The organism is Microbacterium sp. NPDC058345 (genome assembly GCF_042723855.1).
Taxonomy (GTDB): Bacteria; Actinomycetota; Actinomycetes; order Actinomycetales; family Microbacteriaceae; genus Microbacterium.
In genome coordinates, this window is sequence record NZ_JBHXIG010000001.1 from 204,434 (window position 1) to 222,747 (window position 18,314).

Annotated in this window: 19 protein-coding genes; 6 read left to right on the top strand and 13 right to left on the bottom strand. The window is 70.4% G+C overall.

The window, feature by feature from the left end; all coding sequences use genetic code 11:
* Window positions 1-107: 107 nt before the first annotated feature.
* The 4 genes from ACFWH5_RS01095 to ACFWH5_RS01110 all read right to left on the bottom strand — a co-directional run bounded on the left by ACFWH5_RS01095 (window position 108) and on the right by ACFWH5_RS01110 (window position 4,534).
* Complete coding sequence (locus tag ACFWH5_RS01095) at window positions 108-1,481, bottom strand: FAD-dependent oxidoreductase (RefSeq protein WP_378830788.1); 1,374 nt, start codon at window positions 1,479-1,481, stop codon at window positions 108-110.
* Between the two features lie 13 nt (window positions 1,482-1,494).
* On the bottom strand, window positions 1,495-2,556 hold the full coding sequence (locus ACFWH5_RS01100; protein WP_378830789.1) for a polyprenyl synthetase family protein: 1,062 nt from the start codon (window positions 2,554-2,556) through the stop codon (window positions 1,495-1,497).
* A gap of 94 nt (window positions 2,557-2,650) precedes the next feature.
* On the bottom strand, window positions 2,651-3,916 hold the full coding sequence (locus ACFWH5_RS01105) for an isochorismate synthase MenF (protein ID WP_378830791.1): 1,266 nt from the start codon (window positions 3,914-3,916) through the stop codon (window positions 2,651-2,653).
* A 9-nt stretch (window positions 3,917-3,925) separates the two neighbouring features.
* Window positions 3,926-4,534 carry a hypothetical protein gene (locus tag ACFWH5_RS01110; RefSeq protein WP_378830792.1) on the bottom strand — a complete coding sequence of 203 codons (609 nt, stop codon included), beginning with the start codon at window positions 4,532-4,534 and terminating at the stop codon, window positions 3,926-3,928.
* Between the two features lie 78 nt (window positions 4,535-4,612).
* Between ACFWH5_RS01110 and ACFWH5_RS01115 the strand changes: the two genes are divergently transcribed.
* Window positions 4,613-5,326 carry a class I SAM-dependent methyltransferase gene (locus tag ACFWH5_RS01115; RefSeq protein ID WP_378830794.1) on the top strand — a complete coding sequence of 238 codons (714 nt, stop codon included), beginning with the start codon at window positions 4,613-4,615 and terminating at the stop codon, window positions 5,324-5,326.
* A 9-nt stretch (window positions 5,327-5,335) separates the two neighbouring features.
* Here the strand turns inward: ACFWH5_RS01115 and ACFWH5_RS01120 are convergent, their stop codons facing one another.
* Complete coding sequence (locus ACFWH5_RS01120) at window positions 5,336-6,190, bottom strand: polyphosphate kinase 2 family protein (protein ID WP_378830796.1); 855 nt, start codon at window positions 6,188-6,190, stop codon at window positions 5,336-5,338.
* 54 nt (window positions 6,191-6,244) lie between these two features.
* On the opposite strand from ACFWH5_RS01120, the gene rmuC reads away from it, so the two are divergent.
* Window positions 6,245-7,855 (top strand): DNA recombination protein RmuC, encoded by a 1,611-nt coding sequence (rmuC, locus tag ACFWH5_RS01125; RefSeq protein WP_378830798.1) that lies wholly within the window; start codon window positions 6,245-6,247, stop codon window positions 7,853-7,855.
* Between the two features lie 56 nt (window positions 7,856-7,911).
* On the opposite strand, the gene menD is transcribed toward rmuC, so the two are convergent.
* Window positions 7,912-9,585, bottom strand: coding sequence for a 2-succinyl-5-enolpyruvyl-6-hydroxy-3-cyclohexene-1-carboxylic-acid synthase (gene menD, locus ACFWH5_RS01130; protein WP_378830800.1), 1,674 nt, complete (start codon window positions 9,583-9,585; stop codon window positions 7,912-7,914).
* Window positions 9,582-9,920 carry a PLD nuclease N-terminal domain-containing protein gene (locus ACFWH5_RS01135; RefSeq protein WP_378830802.1) on the bottom strand — a complete coding sequence of 113 codons (339 nt, stop codon included), beginning with the start codon at window positions 9,918-9,920 and terminating at the stop codon, window positions 9,582-9,584. Before ACFWH5_RS01135 ends, menD begins: the two co-directional genes overlap by 4 nt.
* A gap of 115 nt (window positions 9,921-10,035) precedes the next feature.
* On the opposite strand from ACFWH5_RS01135, the gene ACFWH5_RS01140 reads away from it, so the two are divergent.
* Window positions 10,036-10,296 carry a DUF4229 domain-containing protein gene (locus tag ACFWH5_RS01140; RefSeq protein ID WP_378830804.1) on the top strand — a complete coding sequence of 87 codons (261 nt, stop codon included), beginning with the start codon at window positions 10,036-10,038 and terminating at the stop codon, window positions 10,294-10,296.
* Between the two features lie 26 nt (window positions 10,297-10,322).
* Here the strand turns inward: ACFWH5_RS01140 and ACFWH5_RS01145 are convergent, their stop codons facing one another.
* Entirely contained in the window at window positions 10,323-10,616 is a 294-nt protein-coding gene (locus tag ACFWH5_RS01145; RefSeq protein ID WP_378830806.1) for a DUF4287 domain-containing protein, read from the bottom strand.
* Between the two features lie 38 nt (window positions 10,617-10,654).
* On the bottom strand, window positions 10,655-11,011 hold the full coding sequence (locus tag ACFWH5_RS01150; RefSeq protein ID WP_378830808.1) for a cupin domain-containing protein: 357 nt from the start codon (window positions 11,009-11,011) through the stop codon (window positions 10,655-10,657).
* Between the two features lie 67 nt (window positions 11,012-11,078).
* Between ACFWH5_RS01150 and ACFWH5_RS01155 the strand changes: the two genes are divergently transcribed.
* The gene (locus ACFWH5_RS01155; RefSeq protein WP_378830810.1) at window positions 11,079-12,104 is read left to right on the top strand and encodes a DUF5937 family protein; all 1,026 of its coding nucleotides are present in this window, start codon (window positions 11,079-11,081) and stop codon (window positions 12,102-12,104) included.
* Between the two features lie 6 nt (window positions 12,105-12,110).
* On the opposite strand, the gene ACFWH5_RS01160 is transcribed toward ACFWH5_RS01155, so the two are convergent.
* The 3 genes from ACFWH5_RS01160 to ACFWH5_RS01170 form a co-directional block, all read right to left on the bottom strand.
* Window positions 12,111-12,905 carry a protein phosphatase 2C domain-containing protein gene (locus tag ACFWH5_RS01160; RefSeq protein WP_378830812.1) on the bottom strand — a complete coding sequence of 265 codons (795 nt, stop codon included), beginning with the start codon at window positions 12,903-12,905 and terminating at the stop codon, window positions 12,111-12,113.
* Window positions 12,906-12,907: 2 nt separating this feature from the next.
* The gene (locus ACFWH5_RS01165; protein WP_378830815.1) at window positions 12,908-13,873 is read right to left on the bottom strand and encodes a 1,4-dihydroxy-2-naphthoate polyprenyltransferase; all 966 of its coding nucleotides are present in this window, start codon (window positions 13,871-13,873) and stop codon (window positions 12,908-12,910) included.
* A 147-nt stretch (window positions 13,874-14,020) separates the two neighbouring features.
* Window positions 14,021-14,470 (bottom strand): Lrp/AsnC family transcriptional regulator, encoded by a 450-nt coding sequence (locus tag ACFWH5_RS01170; RefSeq protein ID WP_378830817.1) that lies wholly within the window; start codon window positions 14,468-14,470, stop codon window positions 14,021-14,023.
* Between the two features lie 72 nt (window positions 14,471-14,542).
* Between ACFWH5_RS01170 and ACFWH5_RS01175 the strand changes: the two genes are divergently transcribed.
* Window positions 14,543-15,964 (top strand): DUF6421 family protein, encoded by a 1,422-nt coding sequence (locus tag ACFWH5_RS01175; RefSeq protein WP_378830820.1) that lies wholly within the window; start codon window positions 14,543-14,545, stop codon window positions 15,962-15,964.
* Window positions 15,965-16,068: 104 nt separating this feature from the next.
* Complete coding sequence (locus ACFWH5_RS01180) at window positions 16,069-16,734, top strand: SDR family NAD(P)-dependent oxidoreductase (RefSeq protein ID WP_378830823.1); 666 nt, start codon at window positions 16,069-16,071, stop codon at window positions 16,732-16,734.
* Between the two features lie 14 nt (window positions 16,735-16,748).
* Here ACFWH5_RS01180 and ACFWH5_RS01185 read toward each other — a convergent pair whose 3' ends face one another.
* Window positions 16,749-18,272 (bottom strand): MFS transporter, encoded by a 1,524-nt coding sequence (locus ACFWH5_RS01185; RefSeq protein WP_378830825.1) that lies wholly within the window; start codon window positions 18,270-18,272, stop codon window positions 16,749-16,751.
* Window positions 18,273-18,314: the final 42 nt, after the last annotated feature.

The following is an 18,314-nucleotide window of genomic DNA, read 5'->3' on the forward strand; positions in this document are numbered from 1 at the left end:
GCGCCGCGTGCGTCATGCAGGGCGAAGATGCGGCCCACCCGGTGCGGATCACGGATTCGCCCTGTCGGGAGGGAAGCGGGACACGCGACCGCGTGGGCCGCCTGGGCTCACTCCCCGCGCGAGATGCGCACCATCTCGTCGCGCGGCACGACCTTCACGCGCGCCCGCTCGTGCGGTGCGCCCAGCGCGACCTCGTGCTCGTCGAGTCGGTGCCAGCCCTCGAGGTCGGTCCAGGCCACCCCGCGGGACTCCAGCAGCGCCGGGATCGCCGCCTCGGACGGCTGCTCCGGCTGCCACCACGAACCCTGGTCGTTGATGAGGTGGCGCACGGTCTCCATCGCGTCGGACTTGGTGTGACCGATGAGACCCACCGGTCCGCGCTTGATCCAGCCGGTGGCGTAGATGCCGGGGACCCGCTGGTTCGACTTCGCCTCGAGCGCCTGGCCCTCGCGGTTGGGGATGACGCCGTGCTTCTTGTCGAACGGCACTCCGGGCAGCGGCGACCCGAAGTACCCGACGGCACGGTACAGCGCCTGCATCGGGACCTCGCGCAGCTCACCCGTGCCGATGATGCCGCCGGCGTCGTCGGACCTGGTGCGCTCGTAGACGAGCGCGGCGACGCGACCGTTCTCGTCGGTGCGCACCTCGACGGGCTTGGCCCAGAAGTGCAGGTGCAGGCGACGGGATGCCGTCCCTCCGGCGTTGTTCACCGAGTCGAGCTTGCGCCACGACTGCAGGATGCGGTCGATCACCATGACCTGCTTGTTGCTGGACACCGCATCCCGTGACACGGCGTCGTACTCGAAGTCCTCGTCGTAGACCACCATGTCGACGTCGCGCAGTTCGCCGAGCTCGCGCAGCTCGAGGGGCGTGAACTTCACCTGGGCGGGGCCGCGCCGCCCGAACACGTGCACGTCGGTGACGGCGCTGGCCTTGAGACCCTGGTACACGTTGTCGGGCACCTCGGTGACCAGCAGGTCCTCGGCGTGCTTGGCGAGCATGCGCGAGACGTCGAGGGCCACGTTGCCGTTGCCGATGACGCCGACGGATGCCGCGTCCAGCGGCCATTCCCGCGGCACGTCGGGGTGCCCGTCGAACCAGCTGACGTAGTCGGCGGCGCCGTACGAGCCGACCGCGTCGATGCCGGGGATGTCGAGACGGGCGTCGCGCACGGCACCGGTCGCGAAGATCACCGCGTGGTAGTGGCGCTTCAGGTCGTCGAGCGTGATGTCCTCACCGAAGCGCACGTTGCCGAAGATGCGGATGTCGCCGCGATCGAGGACGTCACGCAGCGCGTTGATGATGCCTTTGATGCGCGGGTGGTCGGGCGCGACGCCGTAGCGCACCAGGCCGTACGGAGCGGGCAGCTGCTCGAACAGGTCGATCGAGACATCGAACTTGCGCTCGGCCTTGAGCAGGATGTCGGCGGCGTAGATGCCTGCCGGTCCCGCCCCGACGATGGCCAGCCGGAGCTTCGTCATGGGGTTCCTTCCATCAGCTGCTGCGGTCGGCGAGCGACTCGGCGAAGCGGGTGAGCGCTTCGCGGACGGTGCCCTTCGGCAGCGGTTCCAGTGCCGCGATCGCGTCGGCGGTCCAGGTGCGGGCGAGTTCGAGGGTGCGCTGGGTGGCCTGGTGGTCGCGCAGTTCGGCCAGCGGCCCGTCGAGGACCGCCGGGTCGGCGCCGGCGGCGATCTGGGCGACGCCCTCGTCGATGCGCCGTGCGAGTGCGGCGTCGGCGGGGTCGGCACCGGTTTTCAGCAGCAGCGAGGGCATCGTCGGCACACCGGCGCGCAGGTCGGTGCCCGGCACCTTGCCGGTCTCACCGGGATCGGCCGACAGGTCGATCACGTCGTCGAGCAGCTGGAACGCGACGCCCACCTTCTCGCCGTAGACCCGCAGCGGCTCTTCGAACTCCGCAGCCGCGTTCGAGAAGATCGCACCACCCTGCGTGGCTGCCGCGATCAGCGAGCCGGTCTTGTCGGCGAGCACCTGGATGTAGAACTCGATCGGGTCATCGCCGGGCTGCGCGCCGACCGTCTCGTGCATCTGGCCGAGCACGAGCCGCTCGAAGGTGTCGGCCTGCAGCCGGATGGCGCGGTCGCCGTAGCGCGACATGATCTGGCTGGCCCGGGAGAACAGGATGTCGCCGGTGAGGATCGCGACGCTGTTGCCCCAGACGGCGTGCGCGGCGGGCACGCCTCGGCGCTTGTCGGCGCCGTCCATGACGTCGTCGTGGTACAGCGATCCGAGGTGGGTGAGCTCGAGCGCCTTGGCGACGTCGATCACGGCGGGGATGTTGCCTTCGCCGAGCTGCGCGGTGAGCAGAGCGAGCACGGGCCGGATGCGCTTGCCGCCGGCCTCGTACAGATAGCGGCTGGCGGCGTCGGCGACGGAGTCGGCCACCTTCAGGTCTTCAGCCAGCCCCGCCTCGACCAGATCGAGCCCGTCCTCGATCCGCTTCGCGATGCGACGCGCTGCGGGGCCGACGAAGACGCGGTCGCTGAAGCCGAGTCGGCTCGCCAGTCGCGTGCCCGGGGCTGCGGGGCTCGAAGTCACGCCTTCCAGCCTACCCGCGCGGGGACCCGCCGAAGTCCGTCGGGTCGGCGCGATCCGCCACCAGCAGAGCGGACATGCGGGCGCGGGTCGCCGCTCAGGCGAGAGCGTCGACCAGCGGCCGGAACTTGACGCGGGTCTCGAGCAGCTCGGACTCCGGGTCGCTGCCCGCGACGATGCCCGCGCCCGCGAACGCCGTCACGCGGCGGGCGCCGGACTCGTCGACCGTGACGTCACCGAACTGCGCGCAGCGCAGCGCGATCGCCCAGTCGCCGTTGCCGGCGGCATCCACCCATCCCACCGGGCCTGCGTACCGACCTCGGTCGAAGGGCTCGAGCCGGCGGATCGCCTGGATCGCGCGGGGGGTCGGTGTGCCGGCGACGGCGGCGGTGGGATGCAGCGCACCGACCAGATCGAGAGCGGATGCTCCGTCGCTGAGCACCCCCGCGACGTCGGTCGCCAGATGGAAGAGGTTCGGGAGTTCCAGGATGTAGGGCCGCTCGTCGGCGGACAGCCGCGCCGTGTGCGGGGCGAGAGCGTCGAGCACGCTGCGCACCGCGTACGCGTGCTCGTCGAGGTCCTTCGCACTGCCGGCGAGCGCGGACGCGGCGTCTGCGTCGGCATCCGAATCCGCCCCCCGCCCTGCCGTGCCGGCGAGCACGCGTGCGGTGACCGCGCGCTCATGCACCGTGACCAGCGTCTCGGGGCTCGCGCCGATGAGACCGTCGACCGCGAAGGTCCAGGTGTCGGGGTAGCCCGTCGACAGGGCCCGCACCAGACGGCGCAGGTCGGCATCTGCGGGGACCGTCCCGGTGAGATCGCGCGCGAGCACGACTTTGCCGAGCTCGCCGGCGGCGATCTCGTCGAGCGCTCGGCGCACGGACTCCTGATATCCCTGCGGGGTCTGTGCGCCGGGGCCGACGCGGCCGGCCCAGTGCGGGCCGTACGCGACGGCATCGGGAACGGCGGCGAACTCGGCGCCCTCGGCACGGATGCGGGTGACCCAGCTGCGCCCGTGGCTGCGCCCGATCACCGTCGACGGCACGATCAGGATGCTGTCGGCACCGGAGTCCTCGTCGAAGGTGAGGGTGCCGAACGCGACGAGTCCGGTCCCGGGCAGGCGCACGGGGTCGTCGATCTCGGCCCCCGCGGCGAGGGCGCGCCAGGCCTCGGCGATCTGCTCGGCGCGACGCTGCCCGTGTGAGGCGGGCACGCGGAGGACCGTCGGCGCCGCGTCACCCGCGGCCACGATCCCGTTGCCGCGGCGCAGCCACGCCAACGGGTGCGACGCGGAGGTGTGGGCCAGCAGATCATCGACGGGTGGGATCTCGCGGGTCTGCGCGACCAGGCGGATGCTGCTCACCCGTCCAGCCTACTGTTCACCCTGCGGGTGGCGGTCGAGGCCGAGGGCTTCGAGGCGGTCGAGCCAGACGTCGGCGGTGGCGTCGTCGAAGGGAGGCAGCTTCGCGCGGACCTTCTGCTCGAGGTCGACGGCGAGCGCTTCCAGGCGCGTGATGACATCCGCGGGGTAGCCGTACTGCACGAGGTGCTCCTCCCACTCGTCGCGGTCGTCGATCCAGGTGCCGCGTTCGCCCTCGACCCGTACGACGTCGAGGTCCATGTCGATGCCGGTGGCGTGCACGGGGAGCGCGAGGTCCGTGCGGGTGCTGCCGGTCCAGCGCAGGTCCCAGGCGAGGTCGATGTAGATGCGCATGCCATGGGGATGGCGGCGGTTGACGGTGAGGGCGAAGTCGGCCGCGCCGAGCGCAGCATCCGGATGCGGGATCAGGGTGACGTTGGGACTGCTCGCCGCGAACGCACGGCCGGGCCGGGTGTTGCGCCAGCCGACGGGCTGCCCGACCCAGTCGCCCCACTCGTCATGGCCGAGGTAGACCTCCTCATTGGCCCAGTGCGGTGATCCGTCCCACTTGCTCCACTGGACGATCATCGGCGTGCCGGGCTGGGGACGATTCGCATTCACCCGCCGAGTCTACGACCGGCCACCACCCACCCCGACGCGACCGAGAGTGGCGCGCGCGGCTCGAACTAGGATCGAGGCATGGAGCCGAACCGCGCCGATCTCGGCAAAGACCCGTCGCGAGTGAGCGGCATGTTCGATCAGGTCGCCGCGGGCTACGACCGCACGAACACCGTGATGACCTTCGGCAATGACGCCCTCTGGCGCGCGGCGACGACCCGCGCGGTCGCACCGAAGCGCGGCGAGCGCATCCTCGACCTGGCCGCCGGCACGGCATCGTCCTCCGCCTCCCTCGCGGCCAGCGGCGCCGACGTCGTCGCCGCGGACTTCTCTCCCGGGATGCTCGCCGAGGGGCGCCGTCGGCACGGGCACTTGCCCAATCTGACGTTCGTCGAGGCGGATGCGACGGCGCTGCCGTTCGGCGACGGCGAGTTCGACGCCGTCACCATGTCGTACGGCCTGCGCAATGTGCAGGACCCGAAGAAGGCGCTGCGCGAGCTCTTCCGGGTGACGAAGCCGGGCGGTCGCCTCGTGATCAACGAGTTCTCCACTCCCCCGGGCAGGCTCTTCCGCGGGCTGTACCGCTTCTACAACGCTCAGGTGCTGCCGAAGGTGGCCCGGCTCGCCGGCACGAACGGCGACGCGTACGACTACCTCAACGAGTCGATCCGCGACTGGCCCGATCAGCGCACCCTCGCGGCCTGGCTGCGCGAAGCGGGCTGGACCGAGGTGGCGTATCGCAACCTCAGCTTCGGCATCGTGGCGCTGCACCGCGGGCGCAAGCCGCAGCGCTGAGGGCGGCTCTCAGCTCGCCGCCAGCCGCTTCTTCTCCGCCGCCACATCGAAGTCGGCCTCCGGCCACTGCGGATCGATGTCCTCGAGCGCCGAGATCAGCAGCTCCTGCACGGCCAGCCTGGCGTACCACTTGTGGTTCGCGGGGACGACGTGCCATGGCGCATCCGCGCTCGAGGTGCGCTCCAGCGCCGTCTGGTACGCGGCCATGTAGTCGTCCCAGCGCAGCCGTTCGTCGACGTCACCGGGGCTGTACTTCCAGTGCTTGTCGGGCCGGTCGAGGCGCTCCATGAGCCGTTCCTTCTGCTCGTCGCGTGAGATGTGCAGCATGACCTTGACGATCCGGATGCCGGATTCGGCGATGCGGTGCTCGAACGCGCGTATCGCGTCGTAGCGTCGCTCGATCTCGACGTCGTCGGCCAGGCCGTGCACCCGGGCGATGAGCACGTCCTCGTAGTGCGAGCGGTCGAACACGCCGATGAAGCCGGGCTGCGGCAGTCGCTTCTCGATGCGCCAGAGGAAGTCGTGCGAGAGCTCCTCGGGTGTCGGGGCCTTGAACGCGGCGAGTTCGACGCCCTGCGGGTCGACGCCGCCGACGACATGGCGGACGATCCCGCCCTTGCCCGCGGTGTCCATCGCCTGCAGCACGAGCAGCACGGCATCCGTCGCATCGCCGGTGCGGGTTCCGGCGTACAGCCGCTCCTGCAGGTCTCCGAGCACCCGCGAGCGAGCGGCGAGCTGCTTCTTCCCATCGACCTTGTCGCCGTGGAAACCCGGCGTCGCGCCGGCGTCGACGTCGTCGAGCCGGAAGCCCGCCGCTGCCCGCAGGATCTCGTCGGGTCGCGCTGTCCAGGCTTGTCTGTTCATGGAGACATCATGCACCCGCCGCCCGATGTCGGAGGCACCCGGCACAATCGCACCATGGACACCACGGTTCTTGTCATCGTCGTCGCTGTGATCGCCGCGGCTCTCGCCGGCGGGCTCGGGCTGGTGCTCGGGATGCAGCGCGGCCGCTCATCGGATGCCGCGCAGCAGGCGGAGGTGCAGTCGGCGCGACTGCGGATCGACGCACTGCAGCGGGATGCGGAGGCGCTGCGCGCCGAGATCGGTGTCCGCGTGCAGGAGGAGAGGGCGCTCGCCGAGCGTCGTGTCGCCGAGACGCGCCAGCTCGGCGAGCGCGCCGCCGCGCAGGTGCGGCAGGACGGCGAGGCCGCGCTGGCGCAGGCGAAGAGCGAGGCGCAGGCCCGGCTGAGCGACGAGCGTGCGGAGCACGTGCGGCGGCTGGCGGAGCTGCGTGAAGAGGCCGAGGCCGATCTCGCGCTCGAGCGGCGCCGCGCGGGCGAGCGGCTCGAAGAGCTGCGCGCTGACCAGAAGAGGCTGTCCGACGAATTCGACGCGCTCAGCCGCAAGGCGCTCGAGGCCAACAGCAGGGTGTTCCTGCAGCAGGCCGAGGAGCGTCTGAAGCGCAGCCAGACCGAGGGCGCCGCCGAGCTGCAGAAGCGCCAGGACGCCGTGCAGCAGCTGATCGAGCCGATCCAGAAGACGCTCGACACGGTGAAGAGCGAGATGACGACGGCCGAGAAGGCGCGTCTCGAGGCGAATGCGGCGCTGGCCGAGCAGCTGCAGATCATGCGGCAGTCCTCCGAGGCACTGGGGTCGGAGACCCGCAATCTGGTGAACGCGCTGCGGGCACCGCAGGTGCGCGGCCGCTGGGGCGAGCTGCAGCTGCGCCGTGTCGTCGAGGCAGCAGGCATGCTGAACCATGTCGACTTCGACGAGCAGCTGCACCATGACACCGACGAGGGAGCGCTGCGGCCCGACCTGGTCGTGCACCTCGCGGGCGACAAGCGCGTCGTGGTCGATTCGAAGGTCGCCTTCAGCGGCTACCTCGAGGCCATGGAGGCGACAGACGAGGCGGTGCGCGCGCAGCGCCTGCAGGCCCACGCGCGACACCTGCGCAAGCACATCGACGACCTCGGCGCCAAGGAGTACTGGGACGTGGTCGCCGGCTCACCCGAGTTCGTGGTGATGTTCGTGCCCGCCGAGCCCTTCCTCGTGGCGGCGCTGGACCAGGACGCCACGCTGTACGAGTACGCCTTCGAGCGCAACGTCGTGATCGCCACGCCGTCGACTCTGATCGCGCTCCTGCGCACCGTCGGTCACGCCTGGCGACAGGACCAGCTCGCGCAGGAGGCGCAGCAGATCTTCGCAGTGGGCAAGGAGCTGCACAAGCGGTTGGGCACGCTCGGCGGTCACCTCGCCAAGCTCGGCCGCAGCCTGAACACCACGGTCGAGGCGTACAACAAGTTCGCCGGCTCGCTCGACCGCAACGTCGTGACGCAGGCACGCCGGTTCAGCGCCCTGCAGGGCCTGGAAGAGGTGCTCACCGACACCTCGCCAGTCGAGGCCCTCGCCATCCCGCCCTCGAAGACCGACCTCTACGACGACGGTCTGGCCGCGATCGAAGCAGCCCCGGCGGATGCCAGATTCGCCAGCGCGGACGTCACGTCGATCGTCGACCGGCTCAGCTGATCGGCGGCGCTGCCCCGGTCCCCCGCCGACCAGCGCCGTGCGTCCGGATGCGACGCTCAGCGCTCCAGCGGAACCTCGATGATCTGGGGCCCGCTGACCGGTGAGGTGAGGACCTGATCCAGCGCCGAGCGGGTCGAGACCTGCGCGTAGTCCCATCCGTAGGCGGCGGCCAGCTGACGCAGGTCGGCCGTGTGCGGGGTGTAGAAGACGCGGTCGAGATCTTCGCCGGGCGCCGAGGTCGCGACTTCGAGGCCGTCGAAGATCGTCCCGCCGCCGTCGTTGCCCACGATCACCTGGATGCGGGGTGCCGGCTCATCCGCCGGCAGCAGAAGCGCGCCGACATCGTGCAGGAACGCGAGATCGCCGAGCAGCACCCGCGTCACACCGGGCGCGCCCTCGGCCTGACTGGCCACGGCGATGCCGGTCGCCGTCGCGATCGTGCCGTCGATCCCGGCGAGGCCGCGATTGGCATGCACCGGCACCTTCTTGCCGCCGAGCACCTGGTCGGCGACCCGGACGAGCCGGGACGACCCGAACACGAGCCGGTCGTGAGGCCAGGTCGCCCGCCACACCGCATCCGCCAGCAGCGCGCGATCGACCGGCCGGCGCACGACGTCGAGCTCGGCGCGCACCGCGTCGCGCCGAGCCGCCGTGTCGGTCGACGAGAGGCCGTCCTGATCCGGTGCGGGAGCGCTCAGATCGACGGATGCCGCTGCAGAGGCGGACATCCAGGCACCCAGCCACTGGCGGTCGGCCGGTCCCGGATCCACGGCGAGCGCATCGACCGCGCGCGTGCGCCCGTTCAGATTCAATGGCTCTCCGCCGGAGCGGACCGCGATCACCTCGACATCGTCGCGGGCGAGCAGCGCCGCCACCTCGCGGCTGAGGGTCGGATGCCCGAAGACGACCGCCCGCTGAATGCTGCCGCCGAGCCCGTCCTGGCGCAGCAGTGCGCGATAGCCGTGCACGAGGAGCCGCCCGTACCGGGCACCGCTGACGATCTCGGCGATCAGCGGCCAACCCCCGGCGTGCGACACCGCTTCGGCATCCGGCCCGGCATCCGCGCCCGCGATGACGACCGTGCGCGGGCCGCGAGGCAGTTCCGTCGTCTCGAGATGCGGACCCGTGGGCGCATCGCCGCGCGACACCACAGGAACGGTGGCGTCGGAGAGCGGCTCCCTGGCCGGCAGGTTCAGGTGCACGGGACCCGCCACCCCGGGCGTGCCGGCCCCGGTCAGCCCGAGCGCCGCCGCCACCGCGTCCCGCCCGAGACCGGACCACGCGGACGTCGTTCCGGGTGCCGACGCGGGCACCGCGGCATCCGCCTGCCACCGCACGAACGGCCCGAAGATGCCCGGCTGTACGGTGGCCTGGTTGGCGCCGACGCCACGCAGCTCCGGCGGACGATCGGCGGTCAGGAGCAGCAGCGGCACACCGGAGTGGAAGGCCTCCATGGCCGCCGGCAGCAGGTTTCCCACCGCGGTGCCCGACGTGCACACGACGGCTGCGGGCACCCCGGTCTCCCGCGCGATGCCGAGAGCCGTGAACCCGGCGACCCGTTCGTCGATCCGCACGTGCACCCGCACGGCGCCCCTGCGGGCGAGGGCCGTCGCGGCGAGCGCGAGCGCCTGCGAGCGCGAGCCGGGCGAGAGCACCACATCGCGCACACCGCTGCCGATGAGCTCGGCGAGCAGCTCACCTGCCGCCGCGCTCGCGGGCGACGCGATCACGGGCGATTGTCCGTGCCGTCGGTCTCGTCATCCAGACGCGCGAGCTCCTCCTCGAGCTGCTTGATGCGCGCGTCCTGCTCCTTGCGGGAGATGCCGCGCAGGAACTCCGGGTCATCGTCGGGGCGGAACAGCGGCGAGTCGTCGTGTCCTGGGCGTCGCCTGCCGATCGCGAACCACAGGATGCCGCCGATCACCGGCAGAAGCACGACGATCAGAACCCACTTGGCCTTGGACACGCCACGGTGCCGCTCCGCCGGCTGCACGGCGCAGTCGACGATGCTGTACACCCAGAAGAGGACGGCCAGAAAACCGCCGATGATCAGGACGCGTGCCATGCTTCCAGTGTAGGTCGCCTGCGATCGTGCGGGATCGGCCGCGCACCGCGTGGAGTCTTCGGCCACGGCGGTCGTGCACAGCGGGCGCCTAACCGGCGGCTCCTACACTGGACGAGTGAAGTTGCCGCCCCTCCTCGTCTACACCGTGCTGCGGCTGCTGGCCTTCCTCGTGCCCCTGGCGATCCTGTGGTTCTTCTTCCCGATCTTCCGTGAGTACTGGTGGCTGGCGGCACTGTTCTCGGCGCTCATCGGCATGAGCATCTCACTGCTGTTCCTTCGCACGCCGCTCTCGCACGCGTCCCGCGGCCTCTACGAGAAGCGGCGCCGGAGCAGGCCCGACGAGGACGCCGAAGACGGGGCCGACCCCGAGCGCTGAGCACGCGGGGCCGGCCATCCGCCGCCTCAGGCGTTCGCCGGGTTCGTCGCCTTTCCGTCGAGCCACAGCGTGTCGGAGTCGTCGGCGTGCGTCCCCGTGGTGCCGACGTGCTTCGCACTGATCTGCGGCCCCTTGGTGATCACATGCACGAGGGCCATGCCGTAACCGCGCGACAGGTCGTAGTCGGTCTTCAGCCAGTCCAGGATCGGCGTCGCCTTGGTGTCGGGGCCGAAGCCGCGTTCGGATGCCAGCTCGACGAACTGACGCGGCGTCAGGCCGGTCTTCGTCTCGATGTTGTCGAGGTATGCCTGAAAGGACATGATTCTCCTTGGTGGGATGAGGCGGTGTGCGGTGCGGTTCAGTCGAGATTCGTCTGGATGATCACGGCCGAGGCGTGGATGCCGATCAGGCGCATGGTGCCCGTGCCGGTGTTCGTGAACCTGTGCGGCACGAACGCGGGGCCGGTGACCGTGTCACCGGCGGTCGCGACGATCGTCTCGTGCCCGACGGCGAAGGTGACGTCGCCCTCGAGCACGACCCAGGTCTCGGGGTACGGGTGCCAATGCAGGCCGGAGCCCTGACCGGGCTGGTTGTCGACGAAGAAGTACGAGATCCCAGCGCCGTGATCGGCGCCTTCGAACCGGCGCCCGCGGCCGCTGCCGAGCCGGATCTGGTCCGGTGCGACGAGGGTGGGTGTCGCGAGTGTGTCGACCATGAGGTGCTCCTTTCATCGTTGCGATCTCACTCTCCCGCGCCTGTTCGGCGTCGGCTAGAGTTTCGATGTGAATCGAAAGACGCAGCGGGTCGAAGGTGTCGAGCATCCCGATCACCGCGTGAGGTTCCGCCTCAGTCCGGGAGACGTCGAGGCGGTGCGCTTCGGGGTCTCGCCCGGGCATGAGCTCGCGCACGCCGTGCGTGCCCTGCTTCGCCCGGCGCAGCATCCTCTGCAGTGGGGATGGCTGCGCCAGGTGCGCTCGCGCCTGCCGCGGGAGCCGTTCGCGCTTCTCGCCGACGTGATCGGCGCGGATGGCTATGTCCCCGACTTCCTGACCGCCGAGCCGCGCTGGGATCGCACGCCGGAGGCCGAGCTCGCGGAGCTGCGGGCCGCGTCACTCGCCGGGATGCGGGTGGATCTGGGCAAGATGGTCGTCCGTGCGTCCGGGGCGCGCCGTGAGCGGCTCGCACGCATGCAGGAGCACCCCGGCCGGGCGCGCAGCATGATCGCCGACGCGTGGGAGCAGGTCTGGCATGTCGCGCTCGCCCCCGTCTGGCCGCAGCTCGATCGTCTGCTGCGTGCCGACATCGCGTTCCGCTCGCGGATGATCGCGACGGACGGGATCGCGGGCATGGCCGCCGGCATCCACCCGGCGGTGAGCTGGACGGACGGCGCCGTTCGGGTCTCCCTTCGCCGGCACAGTGAGGAGGTCGACTGCCGCGGGTCGGGCCTGGTGCTGGTGCCATCCGTGATGAGCTCCTTCGGATGCCAGGTGCTCACCGAACCGCCCGCGCAGCCGACCCTGTTCTATCCCGCCCGCGGCGTCACCGCCGGCTGGGCACGGGAGGCATCCGACATCGCCGTAGCCCTGTCCGCCCTGCTGGGTCCCGCCCGTGCCGAGATCCTGTTCGCGGCGCACGTCGCTCGCACGACGTCGCAGGTGGCCGCCGACACCGGACTCGCCGTCTCGACGGCATCCCACCATCTCACCGTGTTGCGCGATGCGGGCCTGATCGGCAGTTCCCGCGAGGCGAACCGGATGCTTCATCTGCGCACGCCCCTCGGCGAAGCGCTGATCGGCGCCACGCTGTGACACGCGTCACATCAGCGCGGCGACCAATGCGATGTCGTCATGCGGCTTGGTGAACGGGGGCACACCGTGCGCGTCCTCCGCCGCACGGATCTCCTGCGCGATGCGGGCCAGGTCACCCCGGCCGGCGAGCTCCCCGAACCGTTCGAGCGAATGCGCCCCGAGCAGCTGGTACCCGCGCGTTCCTCCGTCGGATGCGGCGACGATCCCGCGCAGGTCGCGGATCGGGGTGCGCCCCGTGAACGCATGCCGCGCGGCGTCCGGGTCTGTGTGGCAGCACCAGAAGCCGCCCTCGACGTTGCGCGTCTGATCGAGAGCGGCGAAACGGGCGGCCGCGGCCTGCGAGAACGCGCCGCCCTCCAGCAGCTCTGCGGACCGGCGCTGCACCGCGTCGTTGATCCGGTCGTCGGTGACCTCCTGCACGGTGCCGTCGGCGCCGATCAGCACGATGGAGGCGTCGCTCAGCACCAGGTGCTCGACCTCGTCGCCGTCCATCCGCCAGGCAGCCACCGTGGCGCTCGGGGATCCCCGTCGAAGCTCGCACGTGCCGGCATGCGCCGCCGTCACCTCGGCGATCGCCCCGGCGAGGGCGTCGGTCATCGCCGTCGCGCGGTCCTCGAGCCGCATCCGGAACGCCTCCGCGAGGATCCGGGCGTACCAGGCGACCGAATGCGAGCATCCGCGTCGCATGTCCTTTGGCAGCCCCGCCCCGTCGACGACGACCGCGACCCCGTCACCCACCGCGCAGGCGTCCTCGCTCTCCCGGCCCGGCTCCGCGGGCAGGGAGTAGACGATCGGCGACATGCTCAGCCGACCAGCCCCCAGTACACGAGGCCCGCGTAGACGAGGGCGGTCAGCGACGTCAGGCCGAGCGCGATCACCAACTCACGCGGCTGACGATAGGTCCAGACGATGAGGACCGCGGGGATCCCGGCCAGCAGCGCGAACGGCGCCAGCCAGGCGATCGGGTAGAGCAGTGCGATCCAGCTCGACAGGACGAACGGCAGCAGCACGAACAGCGTGAACAGCGTCTGCGTGGCGCGTCGGCCGATCAGCACGGTGAGCGTGCGCTTGCCGACCAGCCTGTCCTGGTCGATGTCGCGCAGGTTGTTCGCGAGCAGCACGGCACACGCGAAGAGACCGGCCGCGATCGCGGCGAGCCACGCCTCGAGGGGCAGGAAGAACGCCTGCACCCAGGTGGTGCCGAGGGTCGCGACGAGTCCGAAGAACACGAAGACGAACAGCTCGCCCATCGCGTTGTACCCGTACGGCCGCTTGCCGCCGGTGTAGAACCAGGCGGCGACGATGCACGCTGCGCCGACGGCGAGCATCCACCACTGTTCGGTGCGGATCACGATCCCCAGGCCCACCGCCGCGGAGAGTGCGAAGAAGACCAGCGAGACCGTCAGCACCCGCCGGGCGGGGATCCGGCCGGATGCGGTGAGGCGGGCAGGCCCTACGCGATGCGCATCGGTGCCGCGGATGCCGTCGCTGTAATCGTTGGCGAAGTTGACGCCGATCTGCAGCAGCACCGCGACGGCGAGGCAGGCCAACGCGATCACCCAGTGCAGGCTGCGGTCGACCGTCTGCGCGGCTCCGGTACCGAGCACGACCGGCGCCACGGCGAGCGGCAGGGTGCGCAGTCGCGCCGCGCCGATCCAGTCCTTCGTCGTCACCGGCCCCTGCTCGACGATGGGCCGCTTCGCCGGGTTGCCGCTCGTACGCCGCTTCTGCGGTGCGCGCTTCTTCGTCTGCTTGGAGGTTCGTGCCACGCAGGCATCCTAGCGAGGGCCGCGATGAGCGCCCCGCCCCCGGTGCCCCACCCCGAGCGCTCCACCCCGAGTGCTCCACCCCCCAATGTCACACTTTTCAGCGAATGGCACGTCGATCGCCATGACAGATGCAGAAAAGTGTGACAGTCAGGCCGGCGAGACGATAGGGCGGTTCTCGTAGTAGGTCTGCAGCACGATCGTCGTCCGCGTGCGGACGTTCGCGACCGCTCGGATGTCGTTGACCAGCTTCTCCAGCGCTCGCGGGCCCGCGACTCGCACGAGCAGCATGTAGCTCGCCTCCCCGGCGATCGAGTGGCACGCCTCGATCTCGTCGAGGCTCTCCAGCAGCTCGGGCGCGTTGTCGGGTTGACCGGGGTCGATCGGGGTGATCTCGACGAACGCCGAGAGCGGCTTTCCGACCTGCTCGGCATCGAGCACGGCGCGATATCCCGTGATGACGCCACGGGTCTCGAGTCGGCGCAGCCGTGACTGCACGGCCGACGTCGACATTCCGACGACCTCGGACAGCTGAGCGAGGGTCGCCCGCCCGTCACGGGAGATCGCGGCCAGGATCGCGTGGTCGACAGGATCATCCATACATGGAAGACTAACGGTGATATCCGAAAACCGCCGGAAATATTCCGGCAACCCTCGCGATCGGAGGATCCGATGTCCATCAACACCGCCAGCACTCAGGCCATCATCGGCGAGCCCGAGGTCGTCGACGACGCCGCGACCGCCGAGACCAGCGCCGCGTGGAAGCTGCTGAAGGACGCGGCGATCGCCATCCGGCCCCTGCAGGTCAAAGACGGCTCGATCCCGACCGCCGACGACCATGCCGAGGCCGCACAGCATGTGGCCGCGATCATCAGCGGCATCCGTGCGCTCGCACCCGCCTTCCCGCACGACGCCGAGTATCTCGAGGCGCTGGTGAAGGACTTCCAGCGCTGGGCCGACGAGGGGTTCGGCGTTCCCGACTTCCTCGACTCGCTCGTCGCCTTCCAGCCTCAGCAGCACCGTGTCGACGGCATCCGTCACCTCGTCGTGTTCCCGATGTACACCCAGAACGGCTCGAGCGAACGGCTCGTCGAGGCGCTCATCGTCGAGACGATCTGGCCGGAGTTCATCGCGGAGCTCGAGGCCGGCGATTACGGCAACAAGCTGTTCGTCTCGCTGCGCCTGGTGGACTTCACCCCCGGCTACGACACGAACTCGGCGGTGCTGTTCCCCGAGACCGTGGCCATGCGTGAGATCCCGCCGTTCACCTGGGGCGCGATCTTCCAGGACCGCGAGGCGGCCCGGTACCGTCGCGTCGTCAGGGCAGCTTCCGAGATCACCAAGCTCGACCTGCCCGAGCAGGCGGCGCGGATGCTCGACGACCAGGCGCTCACCGAGAAGACGTTCGTGATGTGGGACATCATCCACGATCGCACCCACATGCGCGGTGACCTGCCGTTCGATCCGTTCATGATCAAGCAGCGCATGCCCTTCTTCCTGTACTCCCTGGAGGAGCTGCGGTGCGATCTGACCGCCTTCCGGGAGTCGGTGAAGATCCAGAAGGCGCTGTCGACGCGTGCCGACGAGCTCACGGATGCCGAGCAGGAGACTCTCGAGCACTCGGCGCTCGTGCAGTACGCGGTGATCTTCGACCGCATCTTCCGCTTCGCGATCACCGGATCGCGGGTGCGCAACTACGACGGCCTCGGCGGTCAGCTGCTGTTCGCGTGGCTGCACCAGCGTGGTGTGCTGCACTGGACAGACACGCAGCTCACCTTCGACTGGGAGGGCGTGCCCGATGCGGTCGTCGCTCTCGGCGATGCGATCGACGAGCTGTACTGGCGTTCGATCGACCGGCCGAAGACGGCCCACTGGCTGGCGGCCTACGAGCTGGTGCGCGGTGTGCTCACCCCGCATCCGGCATCCGCTTGGGCGCGCGGCCTATCCGACGAGGTGCTCTCGGGCGCTCCGAAGGGTTACACCGACGCCGTGCTGGACGACGAGTTCCCGCTGTCGATGTTCTTCGAGGCGCTCGGCAAGAAGATGAAGCCGGTCATCGAGTCGACGGTCGGCATCCGCGGCACCGACGATTGACCTGAGCGCGCACGTCTGAGGGACGATCTGAAGGACGATCCCGGCCGGATCGTCCCCCAGACGTGCACCGGCCCTCGATCCGCAGACCTGACAGGAGTCCCCGCATGACCGCATCCGGACGCACCGTCCTTCTCGCCGGCGCCACGAGCGCCGCCGGTCTCGCGACCGCGCAGGCACTCATCGCCGCCGGGGCGCGGGTGATCGCGTCCGGCCGCTCGGCGGACAGGCTGGCGCCGCTGTCGGACGCCGGCGCGCAGACCGTGATCGCCGACGCGACGTCGCTCTCGGCGATGACCGCGCTCGGCGAGCGCATCGGCGCCGTCGACGCCGTCGTCCCGCTGGTCGGCGGTTGGCGCGGCGGCGGCGGGCTCGCCGGGCAGAACGACGCGGATCTCGATGCGCTGCTGCCGGCCTTCCACGCCGTGCGGGCGACCAGCCGGGCGTTCGACGCCGCGATCAGGGCGTCGGATGCCGGCCGCTTCGCGATCGTGTCATCGACCGTGGTCAGCCGGCCGCTCGCCGGGGGCGCGAACTACGCGAGCGTGAAGGCCGCGAGTGAGGCCTGGGCTCGCGCGGTGGCGCAGGGTTACGCCAAGGCGGCACGGGATGCCGCGACGCCGCTGCGTGCCGCATCCGTCATCTTCCGCGCCCACGGCGCCCTCGACCCGGCGACGCTCGCCCGGGCCGTCGTCGGCCTGTGGGACGGCACGGCCGAAGAGCGCAACGACACCGTGCTCACGCTCGACGCCACCGCACCGGTGACGGGCTGAGGCGGCGCGCCGGCCTACCGCTGTTCGTCCGGCGCTTCCGAGCCGTCCGGCTCGTCGGCCACCTGACCGACCGCCGACTCCCCCTCCGCATGACCGCCTCGAACCCCGACCGGATCGAGGATGAGGTCGGCCTCCGGCCGCTCCCCGTCAGCGCCGGCCTCCGGGGCGTCACCGGCCGCCGGAGCATCGCCCTCGCCGGGCGCACGGGCGTACAGCGCGGTGAGCTTGCGATAGGAGCGGGTGAAGAACGCCAGACCGGCGGCGATCACCATGACGATGCCGGCGAACAGGCAGACGAGCGCGATCCCGCGCGCTTCGCCCTCGCCCAGCAGCCAGCCCCACTGCCGCCGCCCCTCGCCCTCGCGCATGTACGGGATGACGAGGAACTCCGCGATCGGGGCGATGAGGAACGCGGTGATCGGCGCGGCCGCGGCCTCCATCGCCGCCGCCATGCCGAACACACGACCCTGGCGCGTGAACGGTACGACTTTCTGGATCACCGTCTGCTCGGCGGCCTCGACCGGCGGCACGAGCATCATGTAGAACCACATGCCGACCACGAACAGCGGCCACCACTCCCGCACCATGAAGACCGAGCCGAGCGCCCCCATGGCGATCACCACGAGCAGCATGGTGCGCACCGGCTTACGGCCGAGCCCGAACTTCGCCACCAGCGCGCCGCCGATCAGGAAGCCGGTCGACGCGAACGCCAGGGCGATGCCCCACAGCTGCGCCGAGAACAGGGTCAGACCGTACGGGTCCATCAGCGCCATGTAGACGCCGCCGATGAGGTTGTTGAACGTCGAGAAGACGATCAGCGCGAAGAGGCCGGGCGCGAGGCGTATCGCCCGCACGCTGCCGTGGAAGTCGAGCGCGCTCGGCGCATCAGGATCGGGCGTGGGCTGCTCCTCCGGAACGCGCACGAAGAGCAGATGCGCGAACGTCAGGATCATCGCCGCGATCGCGATGACGAGCGTCCACCCCATGCCGAGGAAGCCGATGGACAGACCCGAGAACACGCTGGTCACCAGGAACGCGATGCCCTGCACGGTGCCGACGAGTCCGTTCGCGTTCGCGTGGCGCTCCTCGGGGATCAGCAGCGTGACCGTGGTCGAGAGCGCGATGCTGCGCAGCTGCTCGATGACGCCGCCGAACAGGATGATGCCCGAGAACAGCCAGAACCAGGGGCCGCCGAGGTCGAGCAGAGCGCTCTCGGGCTGCCAGAGGTAGAGGACGCCCGCGATCGCGAACGCCACCGCCGACACCACGCTGGAGAGCACCATCACCGTGTGCTTGCGGTGCCGGTCGACGATGGTGCCGAACACCATCGAGAAGAACGCGATGAACAGCATGTACGCGCCGCCGATGACGCCCGTCGCCAGCACCGACTGGGTCTCGATGTAGACCCAGAACGTCAGCCCGAACCACAGGAAGCTCGTCGTCACGTTGGCGATGAGCGTGTTCACCAGGACGTTCGCGAATGCCCTGGTCTGGACAGTCTGTGTCACGGGTTCGAGCGTAATCCTGGCCGCAGACATCCGACAGAGGATGTGCCCCCTCTCGCACCCCGCACGGGCTCG